The organism is Rhodococcus sp. Q (assembly GCF_005503035.1).
Taxonomy (GTDB): domain Bacteria; phylum Actinomycetota; class Actinomycetes; order Mycobacteriales; family Mycobacteriaceae; genus Rhodococcus_G.
Map to the genome: position 1 here is coordinate 64106 of NZ_SCOY01000004.1, position 20485 is coordinate 84590.

Sequence of the window (20485 nt, forward strand, 5' to 3'; positions counted from 1 at the left end):
GTGCAGAGATCCGGTGTCGAGAAGTCCGGAATGGAGAGGTACGGCTACAAGCTGGCCGCGCTCGCGTTGATCGCGACCGTCGCCGGTGTCGTCGCGCTGTCGGTCGCGCTGTTCGGCCAGGCATTCACCGAGCGGGTGCCGGTGACCGTGCACGCGCAGCGGGCCGGCCTGGTGATGGAGCCGGGTGCCCGCGTCAAGATGGCGGGGGTGACGGTGGGGTCCGTCGAGTCCATCACCCCGGGCGCCGACAACACCGCGTCGCTGGCGCTGTCGATCGACCCGGAATCGCTGGCGGCGATTCCCGCGAACGTGCAGGTGCAGATCACGTCGAACACCGTCTTCGGTGCGAAGTTCGTGAGTTTCGTCGAACCCGCGAGCCCGTCCGCCGAGAGGCTGGCGGCGGGGGCGACGATCGAGGAGGCCGACGTCACCGTCGAGATGAACACCGTGTTCGAGAATTTGACCCAGGTGTTGCGCACCGTGCAGCCCGAGAAGCTCGACGCCACACTCGGTGCTCTCGCGGGAGCGCTGCAGGGTCGTGGCGACGAGCTCGGTCGGGCACTGCAGCGAGGCGACGTCTCACTCGTCGAGTTCGCCGGGGCGCGACCGGAATTGGAGCGCGTACTCACCACGCTGCCCGACGTGTCCGGCACCTACGACGAGGTGGCCCCCGACCTGATGCGCACCCTGTCGGCGTTGACGCCGGTCGGCAACACCGTCGTAGAACAGCAGGCGAACCTGGACCTGTTGCTGTTGAACGTGACCGGTCTCGCCGATACCGGCGCCGACGTGCTCGGGGAGAATGCCGACAGGACAGTCGAACTGCTGTCGCTGATGGAGCCGTCGACCGAGCTGCTGGCGGAGTACTCCTCGGTGATTCCCTGCATGTTCCGCGGACTCGAGGAGAGCAAGGCGATCGGTGACGCCGCGTACAACGCGCAGCCCGGATTGAAGATGTCGATCAGCCTTGTTCCGGGATCCGAACCGTACCGGTACCCCGACGACCTGCCGAAGGTCGCGGCGACCGGCGGTCCGCATTGCATGGGGCTTCCGCTCCGTGATCCGAACGTCCCCGCTCCCTTCCTCGTCACCGACACCGGAGTCAACCCCTTTGCGCCGGACCGGATGCCGAACGGCGGTCAGCCGGTGTCGGGTGACCTGATGAGCTACCTGTTCGGAGTGACGCGATGAACGAGAAGCGGAAGGTACCGGGGTATGCCGTGAAGTTCGGCATCTTCGCCCTGGTGATGATCCTGGTGAACGCCGGACTGGTGCTGGTGTTCGGCCAGCTCCGCAGCGGCGGGTCGACGGCCTACGCGGCCGAGTTCACCAGCGCGTCGGGGCTGTCGCCGGGCGACAAGGTGCGGATCGCGGGGGTGCCGGTCGGGGCCGTCAGCTCGGTCGAGCTCGGCGCAGGACGCCGCGCGGAGGTCGAGTTCACGGTCGACGAGGGAAACACCCTGACTGTGCAGACTCGGGCAGCGGTCCGCTACCAAGACCTCGTGGGCAACCGCTATCTGGAACTTCTGGACAGTCCGGGCGCATCGGAACCCCTCGCGGCGGGGGACACGATTCCGGTGGAGCGAACGGCGCCCGCGCTCGACCTCGACGCTCTGCTCGGCGGATTCAAACCGCTGTTCCAGGCGCTGGACCCGGATCAGGTGAACCAGTTGTCGATGTCGCTGCTCGAGGTGTTGCAGGGCCAGTCCGGCACGGTTACCTCGCTGCTCGCGCACACCGGGTCGATCACCAACACCCTCGCCGACCGTGACGAGCTGATCGGTTCGGTGATCCAGAACCTCGACGTCGTACTCGCCGAACTGCGTGGTCGAGGAGGACAGTTCGGTGACACACTCGACCAGGTTCAGCAACTCGTCTCCGGCCTTTCGGCGGACCGCGACATCGTGGGTGGTGCCGTGGAGAGTGTGAACACGGCAACGGGAACCTTCGCGGATCTGCTCGCCGACACGCGCCCGAACATCGCCGGAACACTGACCGAGCTGAACACCGCCCTCGATCCGATCGCGGCGGAGCAAGCCGAGCTCAACCGGATCGTCGAGTCGATGCCGTCCAACTACCGCCAGCTCGTCCGGATCGGCGCCTACGGGTCGTTCTTCAACTTCTATCTCTGCGGCATCGCGATGAAGGTCGACGGCGCGAACGGACAACCGATGACCGTCGACCTTGTCGACCAGACCACCGGGAGGTGTGCACCGCGATGAGGAACATGGTGGAAAGCCGCGCGGTGCGCGTCGGCGTCATCGGCCTGACCGTGACCGCGGCTGCCGTGCTCGCGGCGCTGCAGTACCAGAACCTGCCGTTCGTGCAGTCCGGCGTCCCGTACAGTGCCGTGTTCGCCGACGCGAGTGGACTCTCGTCGGGCGACGAGGTGAACGCGGCGGGGGTGAAGATCGGGACCGTCTCCTCGATCGACGTCGAAAACGGTCTGGCCCGAGTCGATTTCATTCTCGACGAGTCGGTGGACGTGGGCACCGCGACGTCGGCGTCCGTCACCACGATGTCGCTGCTCGGGAAGCGCGCCGTCACCCTCGATCTGGAGGGAGACGGTCGCATCGCGGTCGGCGGGCAGATCCCGCTCGATCGGACCAGGTCCGCGTACTCGCTGCCCGACGTGCTCGGCGACCTCACCACGACAGTCGAGGACATCGACCTCGACCAGCTGGCCGCCTCGCTCGACGAGGTCGGGAAGGTCATGGGGGACAGTGCCCCGACGCTGCGCCCGGCCGTCGACGGCGTCGCCCGGATCTCCGACAGCCTGAACCGGCGCGACGAGATGCTCCGGGACCTGCTCGCCGACGCGAACAACGTCGCGGGCATCCTTGCCGAACGCGGCCCCCAGGTGAACGCCCTGCTCGTCGACGGCAACGCCCTGCTCGGCGAACTCGACCGCCACCGGGTGGCCCTGTCGGAGGTCATCACCAACGTCTCCGCGGTGTCCCAGCAGCTCAGTGGATTCGTGCGCGACAACGAGGCGGAGTTCGGTCCCGTCCTGCAGAAGCTCGACACCGTTGTCGGTGTGCTGCAGCGGAACCGGGACAACATCGCACAGGGTATCGACGGCCTCGGCACGTATGTCGGAACACTCAGCGACACCGTCGCCAGCGGTCCGTTCTACTACTCGTACATCCAGAACCTGCTGCCGGGGCAGTTCACCCAGCCGCTCGTCAACGCGCAATTCGGCCTGCCGCCTGCGCCGCTGCCCATCCCGGAGGTCCGATGACGATCACCTGGCCGACCGGACGTCGGCGCACCGTCGTGCTCGCCGTCGTCGCCGTAGCGGTCGTTGCCGCCATCGCAACGGCGAGCTACCTCGCCGTGCAGCACTTCCGGTACTACCGGGTCACTGCGTACTTCACCTCGACGACCGGGCTCTACGTCGGTGACGACGTGCGCGTCGTCGGCGTCGACGTGGGTCGAGTCACGGGAATCGAACCCGACGGCGAGCGCATGCGAGTCGACCTGAAGCTCGACCGGTCGGTCCCGGTCGTCGCGGATGCGAGGGCCGTCATCGTCGCGCAGTCGCTGGTGTCGGCGCGGTTCGTGCAGTTGACGCCCGCCGTGACCGAGGACGGGACGCCCGCCCTCGAGGACGGGGCGGAGATCGGCGTCGATCGCACAGCGGTCCCCGTCGAATGGGACCAGGTCAAGAACGAGTTGGGCCGGGCCGCGGAGGCGCTCGGGCCGACCGAGGACGGTCCCGGTCCCGCAGCAAACCTGCTGAACGGCGCCGGCGCCGCACTGGACGGCAACGGGGCGGCACTGGGCGATTCCGTCGTCGAGTTGTCGGACGCGATGACCATGCTCTCCGAGAGCGGCGGCGACCTCTTCGGCACCGTTCGTGGTCTGCAGACGTTCACCACCGCGCTCGCGGCGAGCAACGAGCAGATCGTGCAGTTCCAGGGCAGGCTCGCCACCGTGTCCGGCCTGCTGGCCGACAGCAGGACCCAGATAGCGCCTGCCCTCGCCGATCTCGACGCCGCCGTCGCGGACATGCAGCGCTTCGTCACGCAGAACCGTGCCGGGCTGTCCGAGCAGGTCACGAAGCTGGCCGACGTGTCGCAGGTCCTGGTCGACAAGAGGGACGGTCTCGAGCGGATCCTGCACGTGGCGCCGACGGCCCTGGCGAACTACTACAACATCTACCGCCCCGCACTCGGGTCGATGATCGGCGTCCCGGCCCTGCAGAATGTCGGCAACCCGGTCAACTTCATCTGTGGCGGAATTGCGGGCGTTGCGAACGCCACGTCCGATCAGGCAGCGGACCTCTGCGCGGAGTACCTCGGGCCGCTGCTCAACACGGTCAAGGCCAACTACCCGGACATCACCGTCAACCCGGGTCGCGCCCTCGGCGCGACACCGGACCAGCTGGTGTACAGCGAGCCAGGGCTCGAGCCCGCGGCCGCCGCCACCACGAAGCCGACCGGCGCCGCGATGGCACCGTTGACGATGCCGACCGTGCCGGTCCCGGATCTCGGCGGGCTGCTGGCACCGTGGATGGGGGAGCGATGAGCAGGCGCGCGTGGGGGACCGTCGGCATCGCCGTGGCCACGATGATCGCGGTGTCCGGGTGTGAGTGGAGCGGACTGAACTCGGTTCCGCTGCCCGGCGCCGCCGGACGCGGCGAGGACAGCTTCTCCGTGACGATCGAGATGCCCGACGTGACCACGATCAGTCCGAACTCGCCGGTGCTGGTCGCCGATGTGACCGTCGGCAGCATCACGGCCATCGAGACGGACAATTGGCACGCGAAAGTGACGGTTTCCCTGGACAACTCGGTCGCGTTGCCCGCGAACTCGGTGGCGCGGATCGGGCAGACCAGCCTGCTGGGGTCCAAGCACATCGCACTGGCGCCACCGTCGGACGTGCCGCCGGAGGGGAACCTGGAGGAGGGGGCGGTCATCCCGCTCGCCAGTGCGAGCGTGTACCCGACGACGGAAGAGGCGCTGACCGCGCTGTCGGTCGTCCTCAACGGTGGCGGCCTCGCGCACGTCCAGACGATCACCACCGAACTCAACAACACGCTCGGCGGGCGGGAGGAATCGGTCCGAGACCTGCTGTCCCAGCTGGATTCCCTGAGTGCCACCCTCGACGGACAGCGGGACGCGATGGTGCGGACGATGGCCAACCTCGACGGCTTCGCCGGCGACATCGCCTCGCAGCGCGAGGTGCTCGGCCGCGCACTCGACGCGCTCGACCCGGCGATGACGGTGCTCGCGCAGCAGCGCGGAGACCTCACGGCGGCGCTCGCGTCCGTCGACAGGTTCGGGGTGGTGGGGACCGATCTCGCCCGCCGCAGTCGCGAGGACCTCAAGGCCAACCTGGAGGCACTGGAACCGACGCTCGAGCAGGTGGTCGCAGCGGGGCCGACCCTGATCGACAACCTGGGCAACCTCACGACGTTCCCGTTCCCGCAGGTCACGATCGACCAGGGCATGCGCGGTGACTACGCCAACCTGTGGGTGGTCGTCGACCTCACCGCGGCGCGGCTCCAGGAGAGTCTGTTCTTCGGGACACCGTTGGGGCCACCGATTCCGACCACCAACGGTGAGGTGGCGAGCCCCCTCACGTCGCCGCTCGGCACGGACACCGGCGACGGGGGAGACCGATGATCCTCACGAAACTCGTTCGGATACAGCTCACCATCTTCGCGATCGTCGCCGTCGTCGGGATGACCGCCGCGGCGGTGGCGTACCTCCGGGTACCGACCGCACTCGGCATCGGGCGGTACACGGTGACGCTCGAGATGGACAATGCGGGCGGCCTCTACCGCAACGCGAACGTCACCTACCGGGGCGACACCATCGGCAAGGTGGTCGAGGTACGCCTCGACCCCGAAACTGTGCGTGCAGAACTGTCGCTGGAGAGTTCGGTGCCGGTCGCCGTCACAGATCTCGGGGTCGCGGTGCGCAGCGTGTCCGCGATCGGTGAGCAGTACGTGGACCTGCAACCGTCGACCACGGAGGGTCCGTACCTGTCCGACGGTGACGTGATCCCGGCGTCGCAGGTCATCGTGCCGCAGGAGATCGGCCCGGTGCTGGACCAGGCGAAGGCAATGCTCGAGTCGGTGCCGCGGGACACCCTGCGGGCCGTGATCGACGAGTCCGCTGCCGCGTTCGCCGGGCGCGGACCCGACCTGGCGCGACTCCTCGATTCCACGGTGTCGTTCGTCGACCAGGCGTCCGACGCGACGACCCCCGCGACGACGCTGGTGCGCCAGCTCGCGCCGCTCCTCGACACCCAGGTCGTGACCGGCGACCAGATCAGGGAGTGGACCGCCAGTGTGGCGCACCTGAGCGAGCAGCTCGCGGAGGCCGACGGCTCGACCCGCGGGATTCTGGAGAAGGGGCCCGCCACGGCAACCGAAGCGGACGCACTGTTCCAGGATCTGCGTCCGACGCTGCCGCTGATGCTGGCGAACTTCACGAGTACCGCCCAGGTCGGAGTCACCTACAACCCGTCGATCGAACAGGTGCTGGTGATCCTGCCGCCGCTGGTGGCGGCGCAGGAGACGGTTGTGCAGAAGGGGCAGGCCGACGGGGCGGCGTACGTCAACTTCCACGTTCAGATCCAGGATCCCGCGGCCTGCTCCACCGGCTATCTGCCGGCGGACCAGCGCCGCGACCCCACCGACATGAGCGTGCCGGACACCCCGCCCGACCTGTACTGCAGCGTGCCGCAGGACTCCAAGTTCGCGGTTCGCGGCACCCGCAACATTCCGTGTCTCGAGGTTCCGGGCAAACGCGCACCGACGCCCGAGATCTGTCGCAGCGCCGAACCGTTCGTCCCCGCGGGCACCAACGCGCCGGGTGAGCTGTACTCGGGTCCGGACGGGATGCAGTACACGCACACGGACGTCGCGCCGACGGGAGGTGGCGACGCATGGCAACAGCTACTCGGTCCGCGGTGACACTGTCCGATGGTGAACGCGACGGCTCGGTGTCCGCGCCGGACGGAGCACGGCGTGGCTGGCGAATCATGCTGGTACTCATCGGTTCTGTCGTACTGATCGGTCTGGCTGCCGCGACAGTCGCGGTGGCTGGGGATCGCCTTTCCGAGCGGTCCCGCGATCAGCACCGGGAGGCGATCGTCGCCGCCGCCACCGAGGGTGTACTGGCGCTGATCGACGTGCACACCGATACCGCCGACGCCGACCTGCAACATCTGCGAGATCTGAGCACGGGTGACTTCGCCGCCGAACTGTCCGACAGCGGAAGCGGATTGGCGTCAGCGATCCGCGATTCAGCTGTCGACTCGACCGGGCGCATCGACGCCGCCGCGCTGTCTTCGCAGTCAGGGGAGTCGGGTGTGGTGATCGTTGCCGCGTCCGCGCAGGTCGTCAACTCCGGGAGCCCCGATGCGACACCGCGCACGTATCGACTGAGGGTCACCGTCGACGACGTGGACGGCGAGTTGATGATGTCGAAGGTCGAGTTCGTGCCATGACCGCGAACGCGGAGACATCGACATCGGACCCGATGCGTCGGCGGCGGATCGTGCTGGTGGTGGTTGCGCTGTTCGCCACCGTGGCGGTCGTGGCGCTCGCAGTCCTGACCTGGGTGGGACGGGGTGACGCCGCACGTGAAGCTGCCCGCGTCGACGCACTCGCTGCCGCGCCTTCCCTCGTCGAGACGGTGTTGAGTTACAACTCGCCCACGGTGGACGCGGACCTGTCCGAAGCCGCCGCCGTCACGACCGGCGACTTTCATGGCGAGTTCACCGACTACGCAGCGACAACCGTTGCGCCGCAATCGAAGAAAGACGGAACGAGTACCCGGGCGCGAGTGGTCGACGTCGGCTACCTGGACGGAACGGCAGACCACGTGCGTGTACTCGCTTTCGTCAACCAGATCACCACCTCGACCACACGGCCGGCGCCGGCGAGCGCGGGCAGTCGCATAGAGGTCGGGCTCGACCGGGTCGACGGGGAGTGGCGAATCGGGGAACTGACCCCGATCTGAGCAAAGCGAGCTCCCCGGTGGGGGTGGTGACGGAACACCACCTTGGGTGCCTGTCGACACCGGTCGGATGGGTGGAGTCTTGAAGACACCAAGCAAGACCAACCCCCACCGATCAAGGGAGACAGAAAATGTCGAACACCATCAAGCGAGTTCTGGCCACCGCGGCGATCGCCGCCTTCGCAGTCGCCGGCGGCGCCGGTATCGCTTCTGCCGACGCCAATGGCGGTAGCGCCAACGGCGGGACGGCCACGACGGGTCAGGGCGGTGCCGGTGGTGCCGCGACCGGTGGGGCCAACGGCGGTGTCGTCATCGGCGGTGTGAACATCGGCGACGGGAACGGCGGGACGAATGTCGGGAACGCGCAGGGCGGTGCCGGTGGCAACAGTGGTGATGCCAATGCCAACGGCGGGACCGGTGGTGCGGGCGGTACCGACAGCTCGAACAGCAACAACAACAGTGGCAACACCACCACGACCACCACTACCGAGGAGAACTGCGGAATCATCTGGCTCTTCTGCTGAGAACCGCCCCTCCAGCCCCGTGCCCGGCACCCACAAGGTGTCGGGCACGGTTCTGTGTCCGGGTGCATCCCGAAGGGTGGGGTGAGTCGCCACCTTGGGTGCCTGTCGACACGGTCCGAATGGGCGCAGTCTTGAAGACACCAAGCAAGACCAACCCCACCGATCAAGGGAGACAAGAAATGTCGAACACCATCAAGCGAGTTCTGGCCACCGCGGCGATCGCCGCCTTCGCAGTCGCCGGCGGCGCCGGTATCGCTTCTGCCGACGCCAATGGCGGTAGCGCCAACGGCGGGACGGCCACGACGGGTCAGGGCGGTGCCGGTGGTGCCGCGACCGGTGGGGCCAACGGCGGTGTCGTCATCGGCGGTGTGAACATCGGCGACGGGAACGGCGGGACGAATGTCGGGAACGCGCAGGGCGGTGCCGGTGGCAACAGTGGTGACGCCAACGCCAACGGCGGGACCGGTGGTGCGGGTGGCACCGACAGCTCGAACAGCAACAACAACAGTGGCAACACCACCACGACCACCACCACGGAGGACAACTGCGGATTCTGGTTCTTCTGCTGAGAACTGCCCTCTCAAGCTCGTGCCCGGCACCCCACAAGGTGTCGGGCACGGGTCTGTTCGCGGCATTGGGCAGAAGGGGGGGTGGTGACGGAACACCACCTTGGGTGCCTGTCGACACCGGTCGGTTGGGCGCAGTCTTGAAGACATCAAGCAAGACCAACCCCCACCGATCAAGGGAGACAAGAAATGTCGAACACCGTCAAGCGAGTTCTGGCCACCGCGGCGATCGCCGCCTTCGCAGTCGCCGGCGGCGCCGGTATCGCTTCTGCCGACGCCAATGGCGGTAGCGCCAACGGCGGGTCGGCCACGACGGGTCAGGGCGGTGCCGGTGGTGCCGCGACCGGTGGGGCCAACGGCGGAGTGGTCATCGGCGGTGTGAACATCGGTGACGGGAACGGCGGGACGAATGTCGGGAACGCGCAGGGCGGTGCCGGTGGCAACAGTGGTGATGCCAATGCCAACGGCGGGACCGGTGGTGCTGGTGGTACCGACAGCTCGAACAGCAACAACAACAGTGGCAACACGACCACGACCAGCACCTCCGACGAGGTGAAGGACTGCCCCTTCTACTGGCCCTTCTGCTGAGCCGCAGCCGCCTCCGGATCCGCCCCCAGTGCGGACCCCACAGATTCGTAGTTGTGCAGATTCACCCCAGACTCGAGAGGACCACGTCATGATCGTCGCCACCACCGTCCGAGTCGGCTTCGCCGGGCTCGCCGTCGCCGCCACCCTGCTCTCCGGTGGGGTCGCACTCGCGGCCATCACCCCCACACCGGGCACCGTCGCCGATCCCGGGATCGGCGCGCCGACGCAGAACGCTCCCGGGGGAGTGATCCTCGGCGGCGTCAACGTCGGACCACTCGGGGTCGGTGGTCTCAACGCCGGACCCGACGGGGTGGGGCTCGGCGGCATCGACCTGGGTGCTCTGGGCATGTAATTCCGCGGCACACCGAGGCGATACACAGAATGCCCGTCACGACGGATGAGGGAGGCGACATGTCGGACACCACCGGAAGGCACGTTCGCCGCGCGACTGTCGTCGCCGACGACGGCGTCCCCCTCGCCGTCCACGAGTACGGGCCCCGCGACGCCGACGTCACCGCAGTGTTCCTGCACGGGCACTGCATGCGATCGCAGGTGTGGAGTCTGCTCCGCGAGGCGTTGGAAGCGTCGTGGCGCGGTCGGGTCCGCATGGTGTTCTACGACCACCGCGGCCACGGCAACTCCGGGCACGCGCCCGCCAGCACCTATACGATCGACCAACTCGGCCGGGACCTCGACGCCGTCATCGCCTCCGTCGCCCCGACCGGTCCGCTGCTTCTCATCGGTCACTCCATGGGCGGCATGGCCGCACTGACCTACGCTCGGCAGCGGCCGGACGAGATTCGCGCGCGCCTCGCCGGAATCGCACTGATCTCCACTGCCGCGGGAGGATTGGCCGAGATCGGCCTCGGGAAGATGCTACGGAGTCCGGCGATCGGCGCGTTCCACGTCGCCGTGCGACGGGCACCGCGGGTGGCGGCCGGATCGAAGCGGGTGACCTGCCTCGTAGGTGGGGCTGCGCTCCGGGTCGCCCGCACCCGCGGCCGCACCGTCGACCCCCGCGTCGTGGTCGTCGCTGCCGCGATGGCCGCCGAGACGTCGGTGGTGACGATGGCGGGGTTCCTCGCCTCGTTCGCCGACTTCGACGAGGCCGCGTCGACGGCCGTGCTCGCCGGGATTCCCGCCGTCGTGGTCTGCGGCACCGCCGACCTGCTCACCCCTGTTGCCCACTCGGAGTCCCTCGCCGCGCGACTGCCCGGAGCGGAACTCGTCCGCATCGCAGGCGCCGGGCACTCGATCATCATGGACCGGACCAGCGAGGTGGCGGCAGCACTCGACGCCCTCGTCCAACGGGTGACCGTTCCCGGCAGCCTCGCGACCACAGGCTGAATCACAGGTCGCGGGTGCTGACCACTCCCAGGTGCAGAGCCCGTTCGGCGAGCGCGACCCGCTTGCGGTTCTGTGGCAGTTCCTCGACTCCGAACTTGCCGAACAGCGTCCGCAGATGCGCCTTCACGGTGTCCACGGTCAGGAACAGTTCGTCGGCGATCTGCTGATTCGACGCCGGATTCGCGAACGAGGAGCCGTGCTTGAACGGCCGACACAACGCGATCAGCACCGACCTCTGGGTCTGCGTCACCGATCGGACGTCCGGGGCGGTGCCCGCGACCATCGTCGCATCGTCCTCCGCGCCGCCGAACTCCTGGAAGACCAACACCGTCCCCCCGACACGGACGCTGTCGCCGGCGTGGAGCCGTCGGCGGCCGGTGATGCGATCACCGTTGACATACGTCCCGTTACGAGACAGTCCGTCGTCCACGATCGTCCAGTGTCCGCCGACGAACTCGATCACTGCATGGACTCGGGAGACCTCGTCGTCGGCGGACAGGGACACGTCCGACTCGGCCGACCTTCCGACGGTGACGCGGGGCCGACCCGGGACGAGTTCCCAGCGGTTCTCGTCCCGGCCGGCCGCGTCGGCCAACCTGACGTACGCGAGGGGGTCCGCGGTCACGGACTCATCGTCCCCCTCGAACGCCTGCTGTGCCAGTTTCCCGTCAGGCGGAGGGGCCGAACAGCGGCCCGCCACCGAACGCACCGCGATGGGAGACGGGTTGACCGCCGTCGACATCGGTGACGCCGTACTCGAGCGCGGTTTCCGCGGTGATCAGCGTGTGACCACTGCGTTCACCGACACTCGGGTCGTTCGCCAGGGCGACGATCACCCGTCCGACGAACTCGGGTGACTCGGCGTCCGACAGGGAGAAACCTTCGAACTCCGTCATGCCGCTGGCGACCATTCGCTCGTTGCGGATCAGGCCCAACCAGAAGCTGAGCGCGGTGACGCCGGTGCCCTTCAACTCAACGGCCATGTCGGCGGCCATCTTGTCCAAACCGGCCTTCGACATCCCGTACAGCACCGAGTGCAGGTGACCACGGGTACCGAACGACGAGATGTTGCCGATCAGTCCCGTGCCGCGGGGCACCATCAGCTTTGCCGCCTCGACACTCGCGACGTAGTGCGCTCGCAACCCCAGGCCGATCAGGCTGTCCCAGTCGTCGACGGGTCGTTCCCAGAACGGCTTGGCGAATCCGGCGTAACCGTCGGACGGGCCCGCCCACGCGTTGTTGATCAGGAGGTCGAGTCGGCCGCCCTGCTCGTCGGCGATCCTAGTGAAAAGAGCCCTGACCTGGTCGTCGTCAGTGTGATCACACTGCACGGCGATACCGAGACCGCCGCGTTCGGTGACCTCCGCCGCAGTCCGGTCCAGCTTGCCGCCGGTACCGACCTCGCCCCGTCCGGTGACGTACACCGTCCACCCGTCGGAGCCGAGCGCCAACGCGATGCCCTTGCCGACACTGCGGCTCGCACCCGTGACGAGCGCGACGCGCTGATTTCCGGTCACTGCGTGACCTCCGCAAACGCACCCGGGGTCACGACGAAGCCTTCCGGCAGGGGACGAACCATCGCCCACGTCTCCGTGAAGTGGCACTTCGACATTTTCCACCTGCCGTCCTCCACGACGTACTCGTCGTCGTACTCGCCGGTCATGAGCTTCTCGGTGTTGTCGAGCAGATTGATCTGCCGGAACCGCAGGGTCCACCGGCCGGTGGCCGTTCCGGGGCCGGTCACGGTGATCTCTGGGTGCACGCCGTGATGCATGTCGAAGATCACGTGCTTGCCGTCGACCTGGTGGAGCGCGACCTTGGTGAAGATCTCCGCCATCGGTGCGGCGTCGTCGAACGCGCCCAGCCGCCCGTAATCGATTCGGGCGCCTTCGCGAACGAAGCTGTCCCGGAATGCCTTCGGGTCCTTGGCGTCGCATGCCCGCCAGTACTGGTGCTTGAGTGCCTTGATCGCTTCGACCTGCTCGAGTCTCTCGACGCGCTGCGCGAGACCTGGGTCCATGGTGTCCGTCACGCCCACGACACTAGAACGTCGGCGCTCGCGCCGGGGTCGTTCTCCCACCCAGCGGTGACGAACCTCCTCGCGCGGAACTGCTGCGCCGCCACCCACGCAGGAACTAGTGTCCGAGTGCTTCTTTCGCGTGCATGGCCATGGGGGGTGCCGCGCGACGGTCGATCGTCCCCCTTCAGTTCAGGAGTCGCCGTGTTCCGTCCCGCCTCGCTCCGCCACTTCATCCTGGCCGCAGCAATGCTGTTGGCCGCGGTCGCTGTCGCCCCGGCCGTGGCGACCGCCCAGTCGTCGTTTCCGTCGTCGGCGGGTGGCTGTGTGTCGACGGCGGGCACATGCGTGGAGTCGCCCGTCGAGGTGGCGGGCGTGCAGCGCGATGCCGTCTGGTACCTCCCGAACGGCCGGGCGAGCGCCCTCATGCTCCTCGAACACGGCTTCAGTCGAAGCTGCGCGAACGTGAACGGCACCGCCGAGGCGATCGCCGCCCAGGGTCTCATGGTCGTCTGCCTCGACGAGGACATGACCGCGGGAAACCCGGCGCTTGCAGCCGAATTCGCGGAAGCGCTCGCAGCACGGACGCTCGTCCCGCCGAACGGCGCCCCGCTGCCGCAGCGGTACGTGGTCGGCGGCCATTCCGCCGGCGGACACTTCGCGGCACTGGTCGGCGCGGGCCTCGTCGAGCAGGGGTATCCCGATCTGGCCGGGGCGGTGCTGTTCGACCCGGTCGCGGCCGAGGGGTTCTCGGCGGCCTTGCGGTCGGTCTCGGCGTCGGGCACCCGCCCTGTGCTCACCGTCGCCGCGAGCCCGAGCGTGATCAACCTCTTCGGCAACTCCTTCGGTGCGCTCTCCTCCCTCGGCGCCGACTTCGTCGGCATCCGGTTGCTCGGAGGCAGTTGCCACATCGACGTCGAGGGCGAGGACACCGACCTGATCGGAATCGTCGGAGCCATGTGCGCGCCCGATCCGGTGAACACGGCGCGGCTGCGCGACTTCGGGAGCGTGTGGGCCCGCGATCTGGCAACCGGAACCCGCACGGACACGCACTACTGCACCGATGCGTCGGAATCTCTGACCTGCGGTGACGCGGTCGGTTCCGTGCTGGCGGGTACGCGTCCCGCCGCGGCCGTGATCCCCGTGAGCTGAACTCGCTACGAACCGCCGGTCGCGTCCGGGAGCGATTCGCCGAACGCGCACTCGGCGAGTTCGGCGAGCGCGGAGTCGTCCTCGACGTGCTCGGGCGCTCGCATGGCCAGCAGGACATTGAGCAGCATGCCGTTCGCGATGAACTGGCGGGCGACCTCGGGTGCGCAGCCGGTGCGGGTCCGGATCAGCGTGTAGATCTGCGCCATCGCCGCGCGCGCCTGCGCACCGATCTCCGGTGTTCCGCCTGCGGTGAAGCCGTGCATCAGGACCAGAAGCATGTCGCCGTCGGCGATCAGGTCGCCGTATGCGGCACCCAGTCGTGACCAGTACTCCTCGCTGCCTGCCGCCGGGGCGTCCGGGTCGACGGCGATGCGATCGAGCTCGGTGTCGAAGGCGTCGACGATCCGGCCGAGGGCTCGGGCGAACACCTCCCGGAACAGTTCGGCCTTGGTGCCGAACATGCGCACCACGTAGGGCTGGGAGACGCCTGCCTCCCTGGCGACGGCGTCGGTGCTCGTTCCGGACCAGCCGCCGCGCGCGAACGCGGTGGTCGCGGCGGCGAGGACGAGTTCGCGGCGATCCGCGGCGTTCATGCGGGTGGCCGGGCGGGAACTCTTCGTCGCGGGCATGTTGACAGGTTATCACTCGATGCCTTAGCTTCGATGGCAGCTAAGTAATCATTCAATGCTTACAAATTTCGCGTCCACTGGTAACTCCGCTCCGGGAGCTGTGATGACCGTTTCGACAGACCAACTCACCTCGCTTGCGCCAGCGCCCACGGGGCGCCGGCACGTTCCGCTGTGGCTCGCGATGCTGGCAGCGTCGCTGCCGATGTTCATGGCGACCCTCGACAACCTCGTGATGACCAGTGCGCTGCCGGTGATCCAGGCCGATCTCGGAGCCTCTGTCGAGCAGTTGCAGTGGTTCCTCAACGCCTACACGCTCGCGTTCGCGACACTCATGCTCGCCGCGGCAGGGCTCGGTGACCGGCTCGGCCGGCGCCGCGTCTTCCTCTGGGGAATAGGCGTGTTCGCAGTCGCGTCGATCGCGTCGGCGCTGTCGACCTCTGCCGAGATGCTGATTGCGGCGCGCACCGTCCAGGGCGTCGGAGCGGCCGCGATCATGCCCCTGTCGCTCACCCTCCTCGCCGGCGCCGTGCCCGAGGCGAAGCGAGCCCTCGCCATCGGGGTGTGGGGCGGTGTCTCCGGCCTCGGTGTCGCACTCGGGCCCGTCATCGGCGGCGCGGTGGTGGACGGCTTCTCGTGGCAGGCGATCTTCTGGATCAACGTGCCCGTCGCCGTCGTCGCCGTCCCACTGGCGCTGCGCGCTCTCGGCGAGTCTCGGGGGAGGAGCGGACCGCTCGACCTGCCCGGCGTCGCACTCGCCGGTGTCGGCGTGTTCCTCGGGGTGTGGGGAATCGTCCGCGGCAACGACGACGGCTGGACCTCGGCGACGGTGATCGGCTCGCTCTCCGTCGCAGCGATCGCGCTGGTGGCATTCGTGATTCGCGAGACACGCACCGCTCATCCGGTGATGCCGATGCACATGTTCCGTTCGCGCAACTTCTCCGCCGCCAACGTCATCGGGCTCACCTTCACCCTCGGAATGATGGGATCGGTGTTCCTGCTGTCGCAGTACCTGCAGATCGTGATGGGCTACAGCCCGTTCCAGGCCGGCCTTCGGACACTGCCGTGGACGGCGGCGCCGATGATCGTCGCCCCGATCGCGGGGATTCTGGCGCCGCGTGTCGGCCTCCGTGCGCTGCTCGTCACCGGGCTCTCGCTCCAGGCTGCCTCGCTGGTGTGGATGTCGTTCGTCTTCGAGGCGAGCACGGGCTATCCCGCGATGGTGCCCGCACTGGCGATGGCCGGAATCGGCATGGGTATGACGTTCGCGCCGAGCGCCACCGCCGTGCTCGCCGACATGCCGGAGCGGGACCACGCAACGGCGAGCTCCGTGAACTCCACGATCCGGGAAGTCGGTGTCGCACTGGGCATCGCGATCCTCACGGCCGTGTTCCTCGCCAACGGCGGAACACTCACACCGACCGGGTACACGGACGCCCTGCAGCCCGCGTTGCTGGTGGGCGCGGTCTCCGTGCTCGTCGCACTCGTCGCCGCGTTCTGGATTCCGGGACGCAGCCGCAGCTGAGAAAAGCGAATGCGGACTGTGCCCTGGCCGTGCAAAGGTTCAGGGGCAGTCCGCATTCGGCCGGCTGCGAAATCGGAATCCGTGAAGGAGAATGCAGTCATGACCCCGACCCGGGAGGGCCCCGCACTGATGAGCTGGGCATCCCAGCTCGAGGAGTCCACCCTCGCGCAGGCGCGGCAGACCGCCGCCATGCCGTTCATCCACCCGCACGTCGCCCTGATGCCGGACGCTCACAGTGGCAAGGGAAGTGCCGTCGGAACCGTCATCCCCACCCGCGGCGCGGTCATGCCCGCCGCGGTCGGCGTCGACATCGGTTGCGGCATGATCGCGGCCCGCACCGAGTTCACCCAGGACGACATCGACGCGCGCATCGCCGCGACCGGCACCGGACTGGCCGCACTCCGTGAAGCTGTCGAGGACGCGATCCCGCTGTCGCCGGGAAACTACAACCGCGGAACCGGCGACTGGGACTTCACCGCGCGGCGCATCGAGGAGCTCGAGGCGCTCGCCGCAACCGGCGACGTCGACCTGACGCACTCGCCCAAGTGGCGTCGCCAGCTCGGATCCCTGGGTGGCGGAAACCATTTCATCGAGCTGTGCCTCGACGAGACCGATCGGGTGTGGCTGTTCCTGCACAGCGGAAGCAGGGGAGTGGGCAACAAGATCGCGCAGCACCACATCCGCGTTGCGCAGCGGATGTGCGTCGGTGTGGACCTGCCCAACCGCGACCTCGCGTACCTGACCGAGGGCACCGCCGAGTTCGACCGGTACCTGACGGACCTGCACTGGGCGCAGCGTTTCGCCTACCTCAACCGCGCCGAGATGATGGACCGGTTCGGTGTCGTGTTCGCGCGGTGGATGGGTGTGTCCGATCATCGCGAGACGGAGCGAACCAACTGTCACCACAACTACACCCGCCAGGAGACGCACGGCGGCGAGCAGGTGTGGCTGACCCGGAAGGGTGCCGTCGACGCCCACGCCGGGGTGCGGGCCGTGATCCCGGGGTCGATGGGCACCCACTCGTACGTCGTGGAGGGTCTCGGCAATGCCGACGGCCTGTGTTCGGCGCCCCACGGCGCCGGACGTCGGTTCTCCCGCACGGAGGCGAAGAGGCGTTTCACACAGGACGATCTGCGGGCGCGGATGGTCGGCATCGAGTACCGCGACAGCGCCGAGTTCATCGACGAGATCCCCGACGCCTACAAGGAGATCGACGTCGTCATGGACGATGCGCGCGATCTCGTGCGCATCGTCCACGAACTGCGGCAGATCCTCAACGTGAAGGGAACCTGAGGCGTCGGGGAAACCTCAGGGCCGGCCGGGGAAGGCGACGGTCGGCGGGGCGACACCGAGCACGGCGCGCCAGTTCGCCGCCCGGACCGCGGACTCGGTGAGGGCGTCGACGGCCGTCGAGCGCGTCGACTCGGACTGCGCCCGCTCGATCACCGACAGCCACGCCGTCGCGGTGTCCTCCTCGACCTCGACGGCCAGGCGGATCGCCGCCGTCGGCTCGGTCACCGGAAACGGGACCGTGTAGCCCGGCTCGGTGGGCGGAGCGGCGACCGCCGCGGCGGTCAGTGCGTCGATCGTCGCGTCGCGGCGGGCGCGGTGCGCGGCCGTGTCCGCCGCGATCTGGCCCGCCCTGGTCGGATTGGAATAGGCGGCCACGATGCCGTAGGCGAAGATCGCGGCGTGCTCGGCACGCAGGGCATCGACCAGAGCCTGCTGCTCCGGGCCCAGGGCGGACTTCGCGGGGGTGGTCGGAGAGGTCATCGCAGCAGTACCGCCTGTTGTGTTCCGAGGGCCGCGCTGATCGACCCGGTGAGGCCCGCGCGGTAGCCGTCGAGTGTGCGCGCGAGTGACGCTGCGCCGCGCTGGGATTCGGCCAGCATCGCCCGCAGGTCCTCGACCGACGGCGGCGTCACGGGCGTCGTCGGCGTCGCCGACGCGGTGGTGGTGGCAGACGGGGAGTCCGGGTCCTCGCCTGCGGCGCGGGCGATCTCGGTGGCGAGCGCGTCCGCGTGCGCGGTCCGTTCCGAGGCGATCACCGCGAGGGCCGCGGCGCGGTCGGGTGCCACGGCGGCCGCGGCCGAGGCGGCCTGAGCGTCCCGGCGGGCGGCGTCCAGCGCGGCGAGGAGCGGATCGGGTTCGGCGGTGCCGTCGTCGTCCGTGCCTGCACACCCCGCGGCGCCTGCCGCGGCGGCGAACCCGACCACGACGGCACCGAACCTCAGCGCCGTGCGTCGAGACAACTTCCGATGTATGGATGCGCCGGTGTACGACGCTGGAGTGGGGGCTGTTGGCACGCCGCACATCTTGTCAGGTGCGCCGGTGCGTCTCGCCAGGCACGCCTGGCGTCGCCCGCCTGCCGTCGACTCGGCACGCTTGCCGTGGTCACCGAGGGGCCGTCGGTCGGGTTATCCTGGATTCTCACGCCCGGCGGCCACGAGTGTCTCCGCGGCGCATGTTTCATGTTCCGACTGCGTGCTGACGACCACAACTGAACGAGGAGCTCCACTGATGCCGGTTCCGTCGAGGGAGAGGGTGATCGAGCTTCTCGCCGATCTGATGCCCGACCAGGGCTACGACCTGGAGGACGTGACGGTCAGCAAGGCGGGCAGCCGAAGTGTGGTCCGGGTGATGGTCGACAGCGACAGCGGTCTCGATCTCGACGACGTCGCCGAACTCAGCAGGCAGATCTCCGAGCGACTCGACGCCGCGACGGAGTTCGGAGAAGCCCCGTACACCCTCGAGGTGACGTCACCCGGCATCGACCGTCCGCTGACCGAGCCGCGTCACTGGCGTCGTGCACAGGGGCGCCGGGTCCGGGTCGAGATCGGCGACGAGCAGGTGCTCGCGCGGGTCGGAGCGCTCGGTGACGGCGTGGTCGACCTCGTGGTGCCGGCCAAGGGCGGTCCCGTGGTCCGCGAGATCGCGCTGGCCGACGTGGTGAAGGCCGTGGTGCAGGTGGAGTTCTCGCCGCCGAACGCGCAGGAAATGGAACTGGCCGGTGGCCTGGCCGCGGGGCGTGCCGCCGCGGGCGAGGTCACCGAAGGCATCGAGACAGACGACGACATCGAAGGTGGAGGGTTAGACAAGTGAATATCGACATGTCGGTGTTGCGCGCGATCGAGGACGACAAGGGCGTTTCGGTCGACACGATCATCGAGACGATCAAGAGTGCGCTCCTCACCGCATATCGGCACACCGAGGGGCACCAGCCGCACGCCCGGATCGACGTCGACACCAAGACGGGACTCGTCCGCGTGATGGCGCACGAGGTCGACGGTGACGGCAACGTCGTCGGCGAAGAGTGGGACGACACCCCCGAGGGTTTCGGCCGGATCGCCGCGACCACCGCGCGTCAGGTCATCCTGCAACGTCTCCGCGACGCCGAGAACGAGAAGAGTTTCGGCGAGTTCGCCACCCACGAGGGCGAGATCGTCGGCGGCGTCATCCAACGCGACACCCGAGCCAACGCACGGGGTGTCGTCGTCGTGCGGATCGGAAGCGAAGCTCACGGCACCGAAGGAATCCTGCCCGCCGCCGAGCAGGTCCCCGGCGAGGTCTACGAGCACGGCGAGCGGATCAAGTGCTACGTCGTCGGTGTCACCCGCGGTCAGCGCGGCCCGCAGATCACACTGTCCCGGACGCATCCGAACCTGGTTCGGAAGTTGTTCGCACTCGAGGTGCCCGAGATCGCGGACGGTTCGGTGGAGATCGTCGCGGTCGCCCGCGAGGCCGGTCACCGGTCGAAGATCGCTGTCGCCTCGCGCGTGTCCGGGCTGAACGCCAAGGGCGCGTGCATCGGGCCGATGGGACAGCGCGTGCGCAACGTCATGAGCGAACTCGCAGGTGAGAAGATCGACATCATCGACTTCGACGAGAACCCGGCGAAGTTCGTCGGAAACGCACTCTCGCCCTCGAAGGTGGTGTCCGTCACAGTTGTCGATGCCGAGGCCAGGGCCGCCCGTGTGGTCGTTCCCGACTTCCAGCTGTCCCTCGCGATCGGTAAAGAGGGGCAAAACGCCCGTCTGGCTGCGCGGCTGACGGGATGGCGGATCGACATCCGAAGTGATGCCGCACCGACCGACGGATCGGCTTCCGACGCGCCCCGCGCGCGGTCCTAGAGGACGCCATGCGTGTTTCAGTGGACAACAGCGG

24 protein-coding genes are annotated in these 20485 nt (G+C 68.4%); 18 read left to right on the top strand and 6 right to left on the bottom strand.

Annotation, left to right across the window (positions count from 1 at the left end; all coding sequences use genetic code 11):
• From FFS72_RS05880 to FFS72_RS05940, 13 genes are all read left to right on the top strand, one after another.
• On the top strand, positions 1-1191 hold the full coding sequence (locus FFS72_RS05880) for an MCE family protein (RefSeq protein WP_249353145.1): 1191 nt from the start codon (positions 1-3) through the stop codon (positions 1189-1191).
• Entirely contained in the window at positions 1188-2222 is a 1035-nt protein-coding gene (locus FFS72_RS05885) for an MCE family protein (RefSeq protein ID WP_137873075.1), read from the top strand. Before FFS72_RS05880 ends, FFS72_RS05885 begins: the two co-directional genes overlap by 4 nt.
• On the top strand, positions 2219-3241 hold the full coding sequence (locus FFS72_RS05890; RefSeq protein WP_249353146.1) for an MCE family protein: 1023 nt from the start codon (positions 2219-2221) through the stop codon (positions 3239-3241). The genes FFS72_RS05885 and FFS72_RS05890 overlap by 4 nt, the downstream gene beginning before the upstream one ends.
• Entirely contained in the window at positions 3238-4530 is a 1293-nt protein-coding gene (locus tag FFS72_RS05895) for an MCE family protein (protein WP_137873076.1), read from the top strand. Before FFS72_RS05890 ends, FFS72_RS05895 begins: the two co-directional genes overlap by 4 nt.
• On the top strand, positions 4527-5630 hold the full coding sequence (locus FFS72_RS05900) for an MCE family protein (protein ID WP_212744325.1): 1104 nt from the start codon (positions 4527-4529) through the stop codon (positions 5628-5630). The genes FFS72_RS05895 and FFS72_RS05900 overlap by 4 nt, the downstream gene beginning before the upstream one ends.
• Positions 5627-6928, top strand: coding sequence for an MCE family protein (locus FFS72_RS05905; protein WP_137873077.1), 1302 nt, complete (start codon positions 5627-5629; stop codon positions 6926-6928). Before FFS72_RS05900 ends, FFS72_RS05905 begins: the two co-directional genes overlap by 4 nt.
• Positions 6901-7464, top strand: a complete 564-nt coding sequence (locus tag FFS72_RS05910; RefSeq protein ID WP_249353147.1) for an Rv1363c family protein — start codon at positions 6901-6903, stop codon at positions 7462-7464. The genes FFS72_RS05905 and FFS72_RS05910 overlap by 28 nt, the downstream gene beginning before the upstream one ends.
• Positions 7461-7979, top strand: a complete 519-nt coding sequence (locus FFS72_RS05915; RefSeq protein WP_137873078.1) for a hypothetical protein — start codon at positions 7461-7463, stop codon at positions 7977-7979. Before FFS72_RS05910 ends, FFS72_RS05915 begins: the two co-directional genes overlap by 4 nt.
• A 128-nt stretch (positions 7980-8107) precedes the next feature.
• The gene (locus tag FFS72_RS05920) at positions 8108-8500 is read left to right on the top strand and encodes a hypothetical protein (RefSeq protein ID WP_137873079.1); all 393 of its coding nucleotides are present in this window, start codon (positions 8108-8110) and stop codon (positions 8498-8500) included.
• A gap of 179 nt (positions 8501-8679) precedes the next feature.
• On the top strand, positions 8680-9069 hold the full coding sequence (locus tag FFS72_RS05925) for a hypothetical protein (protein ID WP_137873080.1): 390 nt from the start codon (positions 8680-8682) through the stop codon (positions 9067-9069).
• Positions 9070-9255: 186 nt separating this feature from the next.
• Positions 9256-9654 carry a hypothetical protein gene (locus tag FFS72_RS05930; RefSeq protein WP_137873081.1) on the top strand — a complete coding sequence of 133 codons (399 nt, stop codon included), beginning with the start codon at positions 9256-9258 and terminating at the stop codon, positions 9652-9654.
• Between the two features lie 88 nt (positions 9655-9742).
• Positions 9743-10006 (top strand): hypothetical protein, encoded by a 264-nt coding sequence (locus FFS72_RS05935; protein ID WP_137873082.1) that lies wholly within the window; start codon positions 9743-9745, stop codon positions 10004-10006.
• A gap of 59 nt (positions 10007-10065) precedes the next feature.
• Entirely contained in the window at positions 10066-11001 is a 936-nt protein-coding gene (locus FFS72_RS05940; RefSeq protein WP_137873083.1) for an alpha/beta fold hydrolase, read from the top strand.
• Between the two features lies 1 nt (position 11002).
• On the opposite strand, the gene FFS72_RS05945 is transcribed toward FFS72_RS05940, so the two are convergent.
• The 3 genes from FFS72_RS05945 to FFS72_RS05955 form a co-directional block, all read right to left on the bottom strand.
• Positions 11003-11596, bottom strand: a complete 594-nt coding sequence (locus FFS72_RS05945; RefSeq protein WP_249353167.1) for an FHA domain-containing protein — start codon at positions 11594-11596, stop codon at positions 11003-11005.
• A gap of 73 nt (positions 11597-11669) precedes the next feature.
• On the bottom strand, positions 11670-12518 hold the full coding sequence (locus FFS72_RS05950; protein WP_137873085.1) for an SDR family NAD(P)-dependent oxidoreductase: 849 nt from the start codon (positions 12516-12518) through the stop codon (positions 11670-11672).
• Positions 12515-13021, bottom strand: a complete 507-nt coding sequence (locus FFS72_RS05955) for a nuclear transport factor 2 family protein (protein ID WP_137873240.1) — start codon at positions 13019-13021, stop codon at positions 12515-12517. Before FFS72_RS05955 ends, FFS72_RS05950 begins: the two co-directional genes overlap by 4 nt.
• Before the next feature lie 201 nt (positions 13022-13222).
• On the opposite strand from FFS72_RS05955, the gene FFS72_RS05960 reads away from it, so the two are divergent.
• The gene (locus FFS72_RS05960) at positions 13223-14170 is read left to right on the top strand and encodes an alpha/beta hydrolase (RefSeq protein WP_137873086.1); all 948 of its coding nucleotides are present in this window, start codon (positions 13223-13225) and stop codon (positions 14168-14170) included.
• 5 nt (positions 14171-14175) lie between these two features.
• Here FFS72_RS05960 and FFS72_RS05965 read toward each other — a convergent pair whose 3' ends face one another.
• Positions 14176-14799, bottom strand: coding sequence for a TetR/AcrR family transcriptional regulator (locus FFS72_RS05965; protein ID WP_137873087.1), 624 nt, complete (start codon positions 14797-14799; stop codon positions 14176-14178).
• A 103-nt stretch (positions 14800-14902) separates the two neighbouring features.
• Between FFS72_RS05965 and FFS72_RS05970 the strand changes: the two genes are divergently transcribed.
• Positions 14903-16321, top strand: a complete 1419-nt coding sequence (locus FFS72_RS05970) for a DHA2 family efflux MFS transporter permease subunit (RefSeq protein WP_137873088.1) — start codon at positions 14903-14905, stop codon at positions 16319-16321.
• Between the two features lie 99 nt (positions 16322-16420).
• On the top strand, positions 16421-17614 hold the full coding sequence (locus FFS72_RS05975) for an RtcB family protein (protein WP_137873089.1): 1194 nt from the start codon (positions 16421-16423) through the stop codon (positions 17612-17614).
• Between the two features lie 15 nt (positions 17615-17629).
• On the opposite strand, the gene FFS72_RS05980 is transcribed toward FFS72_RS05975, so the two are convergent.
• Both FFS72_RS05980 and FFS72_RS05985 read right to left on the bottom strand, forming a co-directional pair.
• A complete protein-coding gene (locus FFS72_RS05980) occupies positions 17630-18094 on the bottom strand; it encodes a ferritin-like domain-containing protein (RefSeq protein ID WP_137873090.1) in 465 nt (154 codons plus the stop codon).
• The gene (locus FFS72_RS05985) at positions 18091-18573 is read right to left on the bottom strand and encodes a hypothetical protein (RefSeq protein ID WP_212744326.1); all 483 of its coding nucleotides are present in this window, start codon (positions 18571-18573) and stop codon (positions 18091-18093) included. Before FFS72_RS05985 ends, FFS72_RS05980 begins: the two co-directional genes overlap by 4 nt.
• Before the next feature lie 268 nt (positions 18574-18841).
• Here FFS72_RS05985 and rimP point away from each other — a divergent pair, with 268 nt between their 5' ends.
• The gene (gene rimP / locus FFS72_RS05990; protein ID WP_137873091.1) at positions 18842-19423 is read left to right on the top strand and encodes a ribosome maturation factor RimP; all 582 of its coding nucleotides are present in this window, start codon (positions 18842-18844) and stop codon (positions 19421-19423) included.
• Positions 19420-20451: a transcription termination factor NusA gene (gene nusA, locus FFS72_RS05995; RefSeq protein WP_137873092.1), complete on the top strand. Its 1032-nt coding sequence runs from the start codon at positions 19420-19422 to the stop codon at positions 20449-20451. The genes rimP and nusA overlap by 4 nt, the downstream gene beginning before the upstream one ends.
• The last annotated feature ends 34 nt before the right edge of the window (positions 20452-20485 follow it).